The organism is Shinella sp. CPCC 101442, assembly GCF_024704725.1.
Classification (GTDB): domain Bacteria; phylum Pseudomonadota; class Alphaproteobacteria; order Rhizobiales; family Rhizobiaceae; genus Shinella.
The window spans coordinates 25,621-40,143 of sequence record NZ_JALIQS010000007.1 but is presented as its reverse complement, the minus strand read 5'-3'; the positions used below and the strand labels follow the sequence as shown (position 1 = coordinate 40,143).

General features: G+C 62.7%; 12 protein-coding genes. 2 read left to right on the top strand and 10 right to left on the bottom strand.

Going from position 1 to position 14,523, the window contains the following annotated elements:
• Positions 1-4 precede the first annotated feature (4 nt).
• From MUO32_RS22560 to MUO32_RS22525, 8 genes are all read right to left on the bottom strand, one after another.
• A complete protein-coding gene (locus tag MUO32_RS22560; RefSeq protein WP_257950631.1) occupies positions 5-202 on the bottom strand; it encodes a twin-arginine translocase TatA/TatE family subunit in 198 nt (65 codons plus the stop codon).
• 42 nt (positions 203-244) lie between these two features.
• On the bottom strand, positions 245-1,348 hold the full coding sequence (locus MUO32_RS22555; protein ID WP_257950630.1) for an ABC transporter ATP-binding protein: 1,104 nt from the start codon (positions 1,346-1,348) through the stop codon (positions 245-247).
• Positions 1,349-1,512: 164 nt separating this feature from the next.
• On the bottom strand, positions 1,513-2,214 hold the full coding sequence (gene scpB, locus MUO32_RS22550) for an SMC-Scp complex subunit ScpB (protein ID WP_257950804.1): 702 nt from the start codon (positions 2,212-2,214) through the stop codon (positions 1,513-1,515).
• Complete coding sequence (locus MUO32_RS22545) at positions 2,210-3,022, bottom strand: ScpA family protein (RefSeq protein ID WP_257950803.1); 813 nt, start codon at positions 3,020-3,022, stop codon at positions 2,210-2,212. The genes scpB and MUO32_RS22545 overlap by 5 nt, the downstream gene beginning before the upstream one ends.
• A 76-nt stretch (positions 3,023-3,098) precedes the next feature.
• Entirely contained in the window at positions 3,099-4,118 is a 1,020-nt protein-coding gene (gene nagZ, locus MUO32_RS22540; protein ID WP_257950629.1) for a beta-N-acetylhexosaminidase, read from the bottom strand.
• A gap of 87 nt (positions 4,119-4,205) precedes the next feature.
• Positions 4,206-7,325, bottom strand: a complete 3,120-nt coding sequence (locus MUO32_RS22535) for an SPOR domain-containing protein (RefSeq protein WP_257950628.1) — start codon at positions 7,323-7,325, stop codon at positions 4,206-4,208.
• A gap of 63 nt (positions 7,326-7,388) precedes the next feature.
• On the bottom strand, positions 7,389-9,149 hold the full coding sequence (gene argS / locus MUO32_RS22530) for an arginine--tRNA ligase (protein ID WP_257950627.1): 1,761 nt from the start codon (positions 9,147-9,149) through the stop codon (positions 7,389-7,391).
• 67 nt (positions 9,150-9,216) lie between these two features.
• Positions 9,217-10,437, bottom strand: coding sequence for a deoxyguanosinetriphosphate triphosphohydrolase (locus MUO32_RS22525; RefSeq protein ID WP_257950626.1), 1,221 nt, complete (start codon positions 10,435-10,437; stop codon positions 9,217-9,219).
• A 219-nt stretch (positions 10,438-10,656) separates the two neighbouring features.
• Here MUO32_RS22525 and erpA point away from each other — a divergent pair, with 219 nt between their 5' ends.
• Complete coding sequence (gene erpA / locus MUO32_RS22520) at positions 10,657-10,989, top strand: iron-sulfur cluster insertion protein ErpA (protein ID WP_257950625.1); 333 nt, start codon at positions 10,657-10,659, stop codon at positions 10,987-10,989.
• Positions 10,990-11,023: 34 nt separating this feature from the next.
• Positions 11,024-11,827 carry an exodeoxyribonuclease III gene (gene xth / locus MUO32_RS22515; protein ID WP_257950802.1) on the top strand — a complete coding sequence of 268 codons (804 nt, stop codon included), beginning with the start codon at positions 11,024-11,026 and terminating at the stop codon, positions 11,825-11,827.
• A gap of 41 nt (positions 11,828-11,868) precedes the next feature.
• On the opposite strand, the gene exoR is transcribed toward xth, so the two are convergent.
• On the bottom strand, positions 11,869-12,672 hold the full coding sequence (gene exoR, locus MUO32_RS22510; RefSeq protein WP_257950624.1) for an exopolysaccharide production regulator ExoR: 804 nt from the start codon (positions 12,670-12,672) through the stop codon (positions 11,869-11,871).
• 363 nt (positions 12,673-13,035) lie between these two features.
• Complete coding sequence (locus MUO32_RS22505; protein WP_257950623.1) at positions 13,036-14,205, bottom strand: OmpP1/FadL family transporter; 1,170 nt, start codon at positions 14,203-14,205, stop codon at positions 13,036-13,038.
• Between the last annotated feature and the right edge of the window lie 318 nt (positions 14,206-14,523).

Genomic DNA, 14,523 nt, shown 5'->3' with positions numbered 1-14,523 from the left:
CCGGTCACTTGACCTCGTCGGCCTTGTGATCGACCGTCTTCGCCTGTTCGGCGGCAGCGGCCTCCTCGTCGGACATGCCCTTCTTGAAGTTCTTGATACCCTTTGCGACGTCGCCCATCAGTTCCGGAATCTTGCCACGGCCGAACAGCAGCAGCACAACCACCAGAACGATCAGCCAATGCCAGATGCTGAAAGAACCCATTTTTTCCACTCCCTTACGAACCCTTACCCCGATGTAAGACGTTCAACCGTTTTTTTCAAACACTAGAATATCGCGCTGGTTAGCCGAAAGCGTGACGTCGCGCAATCCGGCTGCCAACTGGTCTGCCCGCACGCGTGCCCGGATCGGCCGGTCCGCGCCGGGTATGGCGAGGTCCAGCAGTTCCACGACGCCGAGAAACCGGCGCGACAATATGCGCGCGGGAATTTCACCGCCAGTCTCAAGAACGCGAAGCCCCGAGAGGCGCACGGCGACATTCACCTTCTGACCATCGGCAAAACGCTTCCCGTCAACGGCGCCGAGCGGCGTCTCCACGACGCCGCCACGCACGTGCCCCGGAAACTCGTTGATCTCGGAGAAGAACGCGGCGGCGAAGATGTCCTTCGGATGGAGATAAAGCTCCTCCGCCGTGCCGGCCTGCACGAGACAGCCGTCCTTCAGAAGCGCAATCCGGTCACCCATGCGCATCGCCTCTTCGGCATCGTGCGTGACGACGATGGCGCTGGCGCGCGACTGGCGCAGGATAGCGAGCGTATCGGCGCGGATCGAATCCTTCAGCCGCGAATCGAGACCGGAGAACGGCTCGTCCATGAGCAGCACCGAAGGTCGCGGTGCCAGCGCGCGGGCGAGTGCCACGCGCTGCTGCTCGCCGCCGGACAGCACGTGCGGAAATTTCTGGGCATAATGGGAGAGACCGACGCGTTCCAGCGCCACCTCGGCTTCGGCTTCCGCATCGGCGCGCGGCAGAGCCGTCAGGCCGAAGCGCACATTGTCGAGCACCGACATGTGCGGGAAGAGCGCGAAGTCCTGGAACATCAGGCCGACGCCGCGCCGCTCCGGCGGAAGAAACGTGGTGGGACCGGCGATCTCGCGATCGTTGAGGAGCACGCGGCCCGACGTCTGCGCCTCGATGCCCGCGGCGATGCGCAGAAGCGTCGTCTTGCCTGAGCCGGAGGGGCCAAGCAGGCAGAGCACTTCACCAGGCTCCGCCGTCAGCGAAATGCCGCGGATCGTCGGCTTGTTGTGGTAGCTGTGATGAATGTCTTCGAAGGCAAGGCGCGCGGCGAAGGTCACCGCCGATGCTCGTCTCGTTTCGATACCGTTGGAGCCCGAGGGGTCCGAAGCCATTGCCGAAGTCTTTCCCTGTCACCGGTCAGACCGGCGATGCAGTCCTGTCTGCAAGCATTCTCGTCTTTCCTTACGACGGGAACGCTTCGAGCTGTTTGTCTTGAGGCAACGTCCAGACGCGAAACCGCTTCGCCCTTTTGCTGGAGCTGCTCGATAAGCTTCGTCTATTCGTCGTCTTTTCCGCCCGGTGTCAAGAGACCCAGCTCTTCGAGGTCGAGCTGGGTAATGGGGTCCTCGTCCTCCGCCATCTCGTCTTCCCCAAGCGGAAGAGGCACTTGGAAGTTCGAAGGAATGCGGCCGGAGAGCAGGCCCGCCCCCTTCAATTCTTCGAGACCGGGCAGGTCACGCAGTTCCTCGAGGCCGAAATGATCGAGGAAGTCCCGTGTCGTGCCGAAGGTTACGGGGCGGCCGGGGGTACGGCGGCGGCCACGGAACCGCACCCAACCCGCCTCCATCAAGACGTCCAGCGTGCCCTTGGAGGTCTGCACGCCTCTGATGTCCTCGATTTCGGCGCGCGTGACCGGCTGGTGATAGGCGATGATAGACAGCACTTCGAGAGCCGCGCGCGACAACTTGCGCACCTCCGTCTCGTCTGTGCGGATGACGAAGGACAGGTCCGGCGCCGTGCGAAAAGCCCAGCCGTCACCGACCTGCACGAGATTGACGCCGCGCCCGGCATACAACCCCTTCAGTTCACGCATGACATGCAGCACATCGACGCCGCGCGGCAGGCGCTCTGCGATATAGGACTGCGAGACTGGCCCGGCGGACGCGAAGACCAGCGCTTCGGCGATGCGCGCGGCCTCGTGCAACCGGCGTGGATCGACGATCGTTCCGCCCTCCAGTGCATCCCCCTCGCCGTCAATCACGATCCGTGCTCCCCTCGTCCTCTCCGTCGGGCTTCGGGCCGCGCCGGAGATAGATCGGCTGGAACACGCCGTCCTGGCGAAGTTCCAGGCGCCCTTCCCGCACGAGTTCCAGCGTTGCCGCGAACGCGCTGGCGATCGCCGTGGTGCGCTCGGTCGGATCGGTCAGGTAGCGCAGCATGAAATGGTCGAGCGCCGTCCAGTCGTCCTCGAACCCGCCGACCAGCAGCGTCAGGATTTCGCGAGCATCGGACAGCGACCAGACCGAGCGCTTCTCGATGGTGACCTGCGTGATGGCATGGCGCTGGCGCAACGAGGCGTAGGCGTTGAGCAGGTCGTAGAGCGACGCTTCGAAGGCGGAGCGCCGCTCGGTCGGGATATGCTCCGGCATGCCGCGGGCGAAGACGTCGCGGCCAAGGCGGTTGCGGTTGACGAGGCGCGTCGCGGCATCGCGCATCGCCTCCAGCCGCTTCAGCCGGAAGGCCAGGCTCGCGGCCATTTCCTCGCCCGAGGGACCATCGTCCTTGGCCTGCCTGGGGATCAGCAGGCGAGACTTGAGGTAAGCCAGCCACGCCGCCATGACGAGATAGTCGGCGGCAAGCTCGATGCGGATTTTCCGCGCCTTGTCGATGAAGGCGAGATACTGCTCGGCGAGCGCCAGCACCGAGATTCGGGTGAGATCCACCTTCTGCGTGCGGGCGAGATGCAGCAGGAGATCGAGCGGACCTTCGAAGCCGGCGAGATCCACGACGAGGCTTTCCTCGGAAAGCCCCCGCTCCTCGCCGCCGTCCTGCCACAGGCCGTCCATCGGCGCATCTGCGCCGCGGCCTTTCTTCTGCGACTTGCTTCCCGGTCCCAGCACGAAACTCCCTTTGCGGAGCCTCCTAGGACACCGCGATCATGGCATTGAATTCTTCGCGCAACGCCTGTTCGTCCGCGCCATCGGGCGCGGTAAAGGCTGCACGCACCGCCTTGGCCCGCCGAAGGCTTTCGCCCGAGAGTGGCGGCGTGTTTTCAGTCACCATCAGCATTTCGTCCATGATGCCATGGCAATGCAACACCATGTCGAGGCCCGCGGCGATGATTCCCCGGGTTCTTTCGGCAATATCGCCCTTCAGGGCGTTCATCGACACGTCATCGGACATCAGCAGGCCATCGAAGCCCATATGGCCGCGAATAATCTCGCGCACCACCTTGGCCGAGGTCGTTGCAGGATTGTCGGCATCGATGGCGGTGAAGACGATATGGGCGGACATCCCCATCAGCTCGCCGTTCATGCGCCGGAAGGGAACGAAGTCGCAGGCCTCCAGCTCGTCAAGGCCGGCATGCACCACCGGCAGGTCGTGATGCGAATCGACCATGGTACGGCCGTGGCCCGGCATATGCTTCATGATCGGCAGCATGCCGCCCGCCTTCAAGCCTTCAGCCGCCGCCTTGCCCATGACCGAGACGATTTCGGGCTCCTGACCATAGGCACGGTTGCCGATGACGTCGTGTACGCCGGGCACGGCGACATCCAGCACCGGCAGGCAATCGACATTGATGCCGAGGCGGTGGAGATCGAAGGCATGCAGACGCGACATCAGCCAGGCGGCGCGCAGCCCCTTCTCCTCATCCGCACGGTAGATCGCGCCGAGCGCCGCTGCGTTCGGATATTGCTGGACATGCGGCGGCTTGATGCGCTGAACGCGACCGCCCTCCTGGTCGATCAACACAGGGATATCGCTGCCGCCGCCGATGCAGGCGCGCATCTCGGCCGTCAGGTCCGCGACCTGCGCGGGATCGCCGATATTGCGGCCGAACAGAATGAAGCCCCAGGGCCGCTCGCTGCGGAAGAAGGCCTTTTCGTCTTCGGTGAGGCTCAGGCCCTTGCAGCCCGAAATGAAGGATTTCGATTCGCTCATGTCGGCAATCTCAGCGGTTTGGCGTTGGATGGGCAAAGAGAAAGGCGCGGAACCCGTCCCGCGCCTTGCAAATATCTGGTCTTGACCTCAGCGCGTGACGAGGCAGCTGCCGCCGGCGCCCTTATAGCGGCTGCACAGCGCGTTTGCTTCTTCGCGCGAGCCGGCCGGAATGCGAATGCGGAAGAACGTGCCCTTGTTGGGGATTTCCGCCTTCTTGATATCCACGCCGCGGCCACCGATGACGCTGCCGAACTTCGAGGACAACGTCTTGTAGGTCTTCTGCGCTTCGGCTTCCGAAGGCACCGAGGCGATCTGGACGACGTAGCTGCCCGGCGCGACCGCCGCGACCTGCGTCTGTTCCGCCGTCTGCTGGGTCTGGGTTGCCGACGCGGTCTGCGTGCCGGCGACATTGCCGTTTTCCGTGACGGTGCCGACCACGGTGACCGGCTGGTCGACCGGGCGGGTTACCGGAACCGGTGCCTTGCCGTCGGTCGTGGTGCCCGTCGTCGCGCCGATCGTCGTCGTCTTGACGGTACGAACAGGTGCGGTGTCGTCGACTTCAGCGGTCGCCACTTCGGCGAGCGCCGAGCGCGGCTGGCCGTCCGTCGCAATCTGCTCGGCGCGCAACGAGGCGTCGGCGTCGAGGGTGGCATTGGCCGTCGCCGACGCTTCACCTGACGTGGCGGCCGTCGTCGCCGTCGCCTTGGCATCAAGGCCGGCGGTTTCGGCTGCCGGCTCGCTCACGATGTCTTCGCGGGCGACGAGCGTGCCGTCGGGCTTGACGATCATCGTCTTTACCTTACGCGGCGAGACCAACGGCTTGCCATCTGCGGTCCCCGTTTCCGGCTCGTCCACACCCGGCAGCAGACGGTTGCTGTCGTCTTCCGCCGTGGCGGGCGTGTCGATACCATCATCCGGCAAGGTTTCCGGCGTCAGCGTGCGCTGCACGACGTCGATGGGCTCTTCCGTCGAGGTGACGAGCTGTTCCTGCTGCGGCGTGTTGGCATTGTCGCCTGCAACGCGGTCATAGACCGCCTTGTCCTGGTTCGGAACGGTCTTGCCGCCCTTTTCCTCGGGCACGACCTTGATCGGGGCCTTGTCGGCGAGGATGACACGCGGCTCGCCGGAAGCGGCGGTGCCACCCGTGAAGGCGCTCCAGGCATAAACGCCACCGCCGCCAATCAGCAGCAAGCCGGCGATCGAGGCCGCGATCAGCAGGCCGCGGCGCGGACGCGACTGTTCGTCGTCATAGCCATCGCCGCTGTAAAGCTGCGTCGCCTGACCCGGATCGACCGGAATTGCCATACGCTCGGGCTGGCTCAGCGAGCGGCGGAAATCCTCTTCGAGCGCACGCTCGAAATCATCGACATCGTTCATCTGCGCGGCCGGCTGGGCCACGGTGGCCGCGGCAACCGCACCGGCGGCGACGCCCGCCTGCAGGCTTTCGCCACGCGCCGGCTTGGCGGCAGGCTCGGTGAAGAGCTGCGCCATCTCGGCATCGATGTCGAATTCATAGTCCGGCTGGGCGACCGGGGGCTTTTCTTTCTCGATGACCGGCAACTGCGGCACGTCGAGTTCGGTGACCGGAGAAACGCCCACGTCGGTGTCGGCGATCATCGATGGATCGAACGGCAGCGAGCCGTCGGCCATTTCGGCCACAACCGGCTGCGGCGTTGCCGTATAGGTCGATACAGGAACCGCGACGGCGGGTTCGCGGCGAACCGGCGCCTGGGCTTCGGCCGGTTTGGCGACGGTAGCCGTCATCGCGACAGGCTTCACCTCCACGGGCTTCGCGTCCGCCTTGACCGGCAAATCGTCCAGCACGATGTCGGAAAGGTCGAGTTCGATATCGGAGAGATCGAATTCCATCGATTCGAAATCGATTTCCGGCTCGGCGGCAGCAACCGCTGCCGGTGCAACGACAGGCTCCGAACGGGTTTCGACCACCGGAGCAGGCTCGATCCTGGCGACCGGTTCCTTCACGGGTTCTACGACGGGCGTCGTGACCTTGGAGAGCACCGGCTCGCGGTGATGCACGGTCGGCGTCGCGCGACGGCTGAAGATCGAGGCGATGTTCGCGGGATTGCGCGATTCGCCTGCGAAGGGCGTGCGGGCTTCGGGAACCGGATAGCGCTCGACATCGGCCAGCAAGGCGTCGCGGTCATGGACGGCCGTCTCTACGGATTCGACGCGATAGTCGGACACAGCCTCGAAGACCGGCTCTTCAGCCTGCCATTGGTTTTCCACCACGGCGGCAGCGCGGGCACGCTCCTCACGGCTATCGAAGGCGAGGTCCGCGACGAAATGCGGCTCGTCCGCGGCATAGGCGGTCTCGGCCTGGAACGGTTCGGCATCAGCCTCCGCCGGCATCCACTCCTGGAAGGCCGGCTCGGCATTGTTCTCGACGACTTCGACGACCACCGGCTGCGGCTCGACGAACGACGCCTCGGCAACGGAGCGGTCATCAGCAACGAGATCGTCGGCGAAACCATCGCCGATCGAAAGCTCCAGTTCGCGCTCCAAATCCAGGCTCAGATCGTCGAGCGGGTTCTCGTCAGCGACCATCGGCTGAAAGCCGAGAAATTCCGGCTGACGTTCATTGGAGGCCGTATGATTGCTCGGAACGATATCAACGACCGGCTCATGGCGAACGGGCGCTTCGAAGTGCGGCTCCAGGCGATCGGCAAACTGGCGGCCAGTGTGAACAACCGGTTCCACCTCGACGGCAGGCACCTCGTTGACGGCCGCTTCCAGCTCGTCGGCGAGCAGCAGCGACGGATCGGCTTCAAGGACCGGCTCCACGACCTCTTCGGTGAACGACGGCTCGCGTGGATCGACATCCGTGACCGCATCGTCGCGCGTCGGAATTTCGTCGATGACGGCAGCGCGATCCTCGGCAACAGGCCGAAACTCCTCGAAGACGGGCTCGACCGGGCGCGCAACGGGCTTTTCGGCAACGACCGGCTCGGCAGCAACGCGGCTCGGCGCGTCATACTGCTCGAAAGCGCGCATAAGCTCGTCCTCGAGGGCCAGGACAGGATTTTCCCGCCGTGGCACAGTATCGAGGGGCTCCGAGTAAGACTTGGCCACATCCTTGACTGGACGCGGCTCGTAGCCGACGAGACGGGCAAGTTCACTTAGCGGATCATCATCCGCCAAGAGATCTGTGTCCGCGGTTCCGCTTCGCGCGAAGTTCTTGTCTGCCATACTGCTTCCCACTCACAAGCCACAAATACGCATTTGCCAGCTTATTGTGGGCAAATGGTGACGTTATCGCATCTCGTCCGGAGCGGCCGTGCCTGTAATGGCAAGGCCCGACTTGAGAACGGAGGCAACCGCGTGCACCAGCCCAAGTCTGGCGATACTCAATTCTCTATTTTTATCGTTAACAAACCGTAATTCCGGTTGTTCTTTGCCTTTATTCCAGTGCGAATGGAACGAACTGGCGAGATCATAGAGATAAAATGCGATGCGATGCGGCTCCTGCGCCAGTGAAGCGGCCTCGATGACACGAGGATATTCTGCGAGCTTGGCGAGAAGCAGAAGCTCGCTCGGATCGACGATATTGCCTTCGATTGCGCCTGCGAGGTCGAGCGAGGCGATATCGAGGCCCGGGAAGGCCTCGGCCGCCTGGCGGAACACCGACATGCAGCGTGCATGGGCATACTGCACGTAGAAGACCGGGTTGTCCTTGGACTGCTCGGTTACCTTCGCGAAGTCGAAATCGAGCGGTTCGCTGTTCTTGCGGTAGAGCATCATGAAGCGGACCGGATCGCGGCCGACTTCGTCGACGACGTCCCGCAACGTGACGAAGTCGCCCGAGCGCTTCGACATCTTCACCGGCTCGCCGTCGCGGAAGAGCTTGACCATCTGGCACAGCAGGACCGTGAGCTTGGCCTTGCCTTCCGACACGGCCCGCGCGACAGCCTCCAGGCGCTTGACGTAACCGCCATGGTCGGCGCCGAGCACATAGATCATCTCGTCGAAGCCGCGGTCGTACTTGTCCTTGAAATAGGCGACGTCGGCCGCGAAATAGGTGTAGGAGCCGTCCGACTTGATCAGGGGGCGGTCGATATCGTCTCCGACCTCCGTGGAGCGGAACAGCGTCTGCTCGCGATCTTCCCAGTCTTCCGGCAGCTGGCCCTTCGGCGGCGGCAGCACGCCCTTGTAGACATGGCCCTTGAAGGTCAGGTCGTTGATGGCAGTGCGGATCGACGCGCCATTACCGGCATGTAGCGAACGCTCGGAGAAGAACACGTCGTGCTTGACGTTGAGTGCTGCCAGATCCTCGCGGATCATCGCCATCATCATCCCGATCGTCTTTTCCTTGACGATCGGCATCCACTGCTGCTCCGACATGGCGCGCAGGGTCGTCCCGTGCTCGACAGCCAGCGCTTCACCGACCGGAACAAGGTAGTCGCCCGGATAGAGGCCGGAGGGAATTTCGCCGATCGTTTCGCCAAGCGCCTCGCGGTAGCGCAGGAATGCGGACTTGGCCAGCACGTCGATCTGCGAGCCGGCGTCGTTGATGTAATATTCCTTCGTCACCGCATAACCGGCAAACGCCAGCAGATTGGCGAGCGCATCGCCCACCACGGCGCCGCGGCAATGGCCGACATGCATCGGGCCGGTCGGATTGGCGGAGACATATTCGACATTGACCTTGCGGCCAGCGCCGAGCGAACCGCGACCGTAGTCCGTGCCTTCCGCAACGATGGCTGCCAGCAGCTTCTGCCAATAGGGAACGGAAAGGCGCACATTGATGAAGCCCGGTCCGGCGACGCTGACATCGGCAACCTCAGGATCGTTCTTCAGCTCGCCGACGATGAGGTCGGCGAGTGCGCGCGGATTGAGGCCGAGCGGCTTGGCGAGAACCATCGCAGCGTTGGTCGCGACATCGCCATGGCTGGCGTCGCGCGGTGGTTCGACGCTGATGCGGCTGAAATCGACATCGGCGCGCTTTTCACGCACGATCTCAAGTCCTTCGAGTACGTTTTTGATTCTGCTATCGAAGTCTGTAAAAAGGTTCATCTCATCCATCCGCTCGCGGCGGCCATTTCATGGCCAATCCTGCGAAGAAGTTCGGTTCGGCGGGTGACTATCGCAATTCCGGGGTATGGTCAAACAGCCGCCGATGCGTGCTGATAGCGTAATTGTCGGTCATTCCGGCGAGATAGTCGCCGACATGGCGGGCGCGCGCCGATTCCGGCATGCTGGCAATACGGTCCACCCAATAGTGCCCCTGCATGAGCTGCGGCTCGTCGATATAGGCATGGTAAAGGTCCGTCAGGATCGAGGCGGCATTGGCGCGCACGCGCATGACCTCGGGGTGGCGATAGATGCGCGAGAACAAGAGCTTCTTGATCTGCTTGTCGGTCACCGACATTTCCTCGGTGAAGGTCGCCAGGCAGCGGCGGGCCTTGCGCACATCCTCCGCACTTTCCGGGCGCTCCTCGCGGATCGCCGCCTGCGCATAGCCGATCACATCCTCCACCATGCGGGTGATCTGGCGGCGCATGATCTCGTGAGTGAAGCGCGGTGCTTCCAGGCCCGGATATTTGTCGGAGACTTCCCGCATGAGCCCGGCAAGGAACGGCACCTCCTCCAGCATCTCGAATGTCAGATAGCCGGAGCGCAGGCCGTCGTCGATGTCGTGGGTGTTGTAGGCGATATCATCGGCGATAGCCGCGACCTGCGCCTCCAGACTGGCGAAGCTCGCCAGCTCGAGATCGTGTATGGCGCAGTATTCGAGGATCGGGCGCGGCACATCCTCGCCATGGGTGCATTCGCCGGTCGGGCCGATCAGCGGGCCGTTGTGCTTGACGAGGCCCTCGAGGCTTTCCCAAGTGAGATTCAACCCATCGAACTCCGCGTAGCGGCGCTCAAGCTTGGTGACGATGCGCAGCGACTGGGCATTATGGTCGAAGCCGCCGAAGGGTTTCAGCACGTCATGCAACGCATCTTCGCCGGTGTGGCCGAAGGGGGTGTGGCCGAAATCGTGCACCAGCGCGACGCCCTCGGCGAGGTCCTCGTCGAGCCTCAGCGCGCGCGCCAGCGCCCGGGCGATCTGCGCCACCTCGATCGTGTGGGTCAGGCGCGTGCGATAATGATCGCCGTCGGCGGCGATAAAGACCTGCGTCTTGTGCTTGAGGCGCCGGAAGGCGGTCGTGTGCACGATGCGGTCACGGTCGCGCTGAAAGTCCGATCGGGTCGGGCTTTCGCTCTCGGCATGAAGCCGTCCGCGCGTCGTCCACGGGTCGGAGGCGTAGATTGCGCGTTGCCCGGCACCAAACCCGAGCGCATGTCTGTCAAAGGTCATTCGTCACCTGCATTCACGCCGCCCATTGACGCGGCCGCAATGCCTTCATACCTATAGTGTGCACAGCGGCAAGTCCGGCTGCAAGGAAAGCTTGAAATGCAAATCTTTTCAGAGACTTGCAAAGATGGCCCGGAGCAGACGGACCCAAGGCGGCTTCACGGCCGCCACCCGCGCAAGGAAGCGATTCTCTCCGGATCTTGACCCCGGCAGGAGGCAGACATGACTGACAAGTCCGTAACCATCTCCGATGCCGCCGCCCGGCGCATCGCCTCTATCCTCGGCTCGGCGCCCGAAAAGCAGGCGCTTCGCGTCTCGGTCGAAGGCGGCGGGTGTTCCGGCTTCTCCTATAAGTTCGACCTCGTCGACGTCCAGCAGGACGATGACATCGTGCTCGAAAAGGACAATGCCAAGGTGCTGATCGACCAGCTCTCCCTCGTTTACATGGACGGGTCGGAGATCGATTTCATCGACAACCTGCTCGGTCAGTCCTTCCAGATCAGGAACCCGAATGCCGTTGCCAGCTGCGGCTGCGGCACAAGTTTCTCGATCTGATTTCTCTGAAAACCGAAACGGAACCCGCATGCCGATCAAGATTGCCACCTGGAATATCAACGGCGTGCGGGCGCGCATCGACAATCTCGTCGCGTGGCTGAAAGAGTCGAACCCGGACATCGTCGGCCTGCAGGAAATCAAGACGGTCGACGAGAGTTTTCCGCGCACCGAAATCGAGGCGCTGGGCTATCACATCGAGACGCATGGCCAGAAAGGCTTCAACGGCGTCGCGCTGCTCTCGAAGATTCGCCCTGACGAAGTCCACCGCGGCCTGCCCGGCGGCGATGGCGACGAACAGTCCCGCTTCATCGAGGGCGTCTTTTCCGTCGAAGGCGGCTCGATCCGCTTCTGTTGCCTTTACCTGCCGAACGGCAATCCACCCGACGATCCGGTGAAATATCCCTACAAACTTTCCTGGATGGATCGTCTCGTCGCCTTTGCCGAGGACCGGCTCGCGCTGGAGAAACCGTTGATCCTCGCCGGCGACTACAATGTCATTCCCGAACCGCATGATTGCTGGGACGTGAAGGTCTGGGAGCGCGATGCGCTCTACCTGCCGCCGACCCGCCAGGCGTTCCGCCGCCTCGAAAACCTTGGCCTGACCGATGCCGTGCGCGCGTCGTCCGACGCAACGCCGCTTTATACGTTCTGGGATTATCAGGCCGGCGCCTGGCCGAAGAACAACGGGATCCGCATCGACCATCTGATGCTGTCGGCCGAAGCTTCCGATCGGCTCGTTTCGACGGATGTCGAAAAGCATGTGCGCAACTGGGAAAAACCATCCGACCACGTTCCGGTCGTGGCCGTGCTCGACTACGCGCTGTCGGCAGCGGCGTAGCCGCGGGCGGCAGGCCGCCCGCCCAGTATCCTACCGGATCTCTATTCGGCTGAGTTGGAGCGAATGTTTTTCGCCAGCGCAACGCCCTTGCGGCGATCTTCCTCGCTTGCAACCGAGAAGGCTTCTTCCTGCGTTGTCTGAAGCCACGCGCAGTCCTTCGGCGGGCAATGATCGAGGGCTGCCGTCATGAAAGCAAGACCGCGCGCCGCATCACCTTCCTGGAAGATGATGTTGCCGAAGAGGCCCATGGCGCCGGCATGGCCGTTGTTGCGGGCGCGGTTCAGCCACTTCTTGGCCTGGTGCACGCTGACGGAACCACCCTCGCCGCTCAGCATCATGCGGCCGAGCTGGAACTGCGCTTCCGGAATGCCGAAGGCGGACGCCGCCTGGAAATAGAGCTGACGAGCCTGGGTGAGGTCGATCTTCACGGGACTGTCGGCAATGCCGCGACGGTAGTAGCTGGCAAGCGCAATCAGCGCATTGGCGAAGTAGCCGGTGTCTTCCGAGCCCGGCTCCACGCCGGCCTGGGCGATTTCGCTGTAGATCTTGAAGGCTTCGAGATCGTTTTCCGGCACGCCGTCGCCATCGGCATACATGTTGGCGAGTGCCCAGCGCGACCCGGTATGGCCCTTTTCCGCCGCATAGCGATACGCCTCCACGGCGTCGCTCTTGCGACCCTCCTTGTAGGAGAAGAAGCCGAATTTGAAGAGGTCGAAAGGACCACTTTCCCGGCTTACGCCGGACTGCGTGTCAAATGCGAGGGCTTGGGACGCCATCCCGGAGGAAAGCGAAAGACACAGGCCCATTACCAAAAGTTTCATCGGCATCAACTCGGACTTCGGCATCGACTCTACAATTCCGCGCCTGGCCTTCCTATTTGCGCCAAACCGGGAATGCACGGGGCCCGTGCTGATTTCCGGCTTCTCCGGCGGCAATGACATAGGCTGGCTCATCGTTTCCTTAAGCGCGGTTCCACGCGTCTACATGTCCGTATCGCTGCGCCCCGTTTGTGGCGGGAAATGGACATTTCGTCGCTTGCCTAGGGGTGTAGCAAACTCTGGAAAAAAATGTGTTGCGATTCCGTCACATATTTTCAGGCTTCGCTGTGGTTTCCCCAGAAGGCAGGCGACCATGAAACGAAGTGTTAACCAAGAAAAAGGGCCCGGCGATGACGCCGGGCCCTTTTTCCGATGCTTCTGGTCCGCCGATCAGAATTTTACGAGATAAGACAGGCTTGCGCCGTAGGCGAAGTCGCCGTCAACCGTCGCATTGAAATCCGCAAGCTCGCCGCCGGGATCAAACTTCTGCTCGCCCGACGTCAGGTAGCTGACTGCGCCGCCGAGACGGAACTCGCCCGGGCCGGCCTTGATGGCCGTGCCGATACCGACCGTCCACGTGTCGGTCATGATATCGGCGCCGGTGCCGACACCGCGATCCCATGTCAGGCTGATCGCCCCGGAGACGGTATCGGTGAAGGTATGGCCAATGCCGCCCATCACAGTCCAACCATCACGGAACTTGAAGTTCTTCTTGAGATCGCCGAGGCCGGTGATGTTGTAGTTGAGCGTCGGCAGCACGCTCCAGTCCGTCCACTTGATCGAACCGAACGCAAGCCAGCCGGGCGCGATGCCGCTCTGGAGGCTCAGCTCGAGGGACTGCGGCAAGCTGCCTGCACCATAGGCCGGGAGTTCAAAACCTGCCGGCACGCCCAGAATCGGGGAGCCGGCGGGGCTGATGGTGAAAGAACCGTCGCCCGAATGGTCGATCTGCGAGCGGTACATGAGCTCGGCCCGCAGGGCGATATCCGGGATATCGTAAGCGGCGCCGAGGCGATAGCCGAGCTCGCTGCTGTCCTTCAGGCGCAGCGTGCCGTAGCGGGAAACTTCCTCATAGTCGAAGCTCTGCAGGAAGAGGCCGCCAAGCAGCCACAGCCGGCCAGTCTCAAGGTTGAAGTTCGCAGCACAGGTCAGGCCGTATTCCTGCGTTTCGAAGCTCGCCTCGATGGTCGCGTTGCCGATTCTCGAGGTGGCCGCATCGGCGGCCTGTGCCTGCAGACCATAGGTCGAGGACGCGCCGAAGGGCTGGGTGTAGGTCGCCGCGCAGGACAGGTTGTCCGTCAGACGTACCTTGCCGGCCAGACTCGGGATAAAATAGTTGTCCGTGTAGTCGCCGTCCGTGCCCTCGACACCATTGACGGTATCGTATCCGCGCTGCGGAGCGACGAAAGTCGTCTTCGCGCGGAACGCCGCGGTACCGTCTTCGTAAAGAATATCCGTATCCGCTTCGCCGCGGCTGAAGCCACCCGCCTGGGCAGCTGTCGCAAAGGCTGCCAATGCCGCAACGGTGAGAACACCGTTCTTGAAGATCGAGTTGATCATTCACAGTCCCCCAATGTCATGTAAGCGGCCTCTCCACCGCCTGTCCGTCATGACTATCGAAGACACGCGCCACATTAGCAAACCCCACTTCTCGCCCGTAATTTCCCATGAGCATTCACAGAATTACGTAAGATTTTTCGAGGGCACCTCAACAATCAAAACAGCAGGAAGAAAATTTCAGAACGACACAAATTTATCGCAAAATCCGGAAAAATATTCCAACACGGCGACAACATGTCACATTTCGACCACAATGGAAATTTTGCAGCCCGCCACCGAATAAAAAACCGCGCCGGGGGCACCGGCGCGGTTTTCCTT

Excerpts from the sequence above, each read along its gene's own strand:
- MUO32_RS22560 (WP_257950631.1), bottom strand. The coding sequence starts at position 202 with ATGGGTTCTTTCAGCATCTGGCATTGGCTGATCGTTCTGGTGGTTGTG.
- MUO32_RS22555 (WP_257950630.1), bottom strand. The coding sequence starts at position 1,348 with ATGGCTTCGGACCCCTCGGGCTCCAACGGTATCGAAACGAGACGAGCA.
- MUO32_RS22545 (WP_257950803.1), bottom strand. The coding sequence starts at position 3,022 with ATGGACGGCCTGTGGCAGGACGGCGGCGAGGAGCGGGGGCTTTCCGAG.
- nagZ (WP_257950629.1), bottom strand. The coding sequence starts at position 4,118 with ATGAGCGAATCGAAATCCTTCATTTCGGGCTGCAAGGGCCTGAGCCTC.
- MUO32_RS22535 (WP_257950628.1), bottom strand. The coding sequence starts at position 7,325 with ATGGCAGACAAGAACTTCGCGCGAAGCGGAACCGCGGACACAGATCTC.
- argS (WP_257950627.1), bottom strand. The coding sequence starts at position 9,149 with ATGAACCTTTTTACAGACTTCGATAGCAGAATCAAAAACGTACTCGAA.
- MUO32_RS22525 (WP_257950626.1), bottom strand. The coding sequence starts at position 10,437 with ATGACCTTTGACAGACATGCGCTCGGGTTTGGTGCCGGGCAACGCGCA.
- erpA (WP_257950625.1), top strand. The coding sequence starts at position 10,657 with ATGACTGACAAGTCCGTAACCATCTCCGATGCCGCCGCCCGGCGCATC.
- exoR (WP_257950624.1), bottom strand. The coding sequence starts at position 12,672 with ATGCCGAAGTCCGAGTTGATGCCGATGAAACTTTTGGTAATGGGCCTG.
- MUO32_RS22505 (WP_257950623.1), bottom strand. The coding sequence starts at position 14,205 with ATGATCAACTCGATCTTCAAGAACGGTGTTCTCACCGTTGCGGCATTG.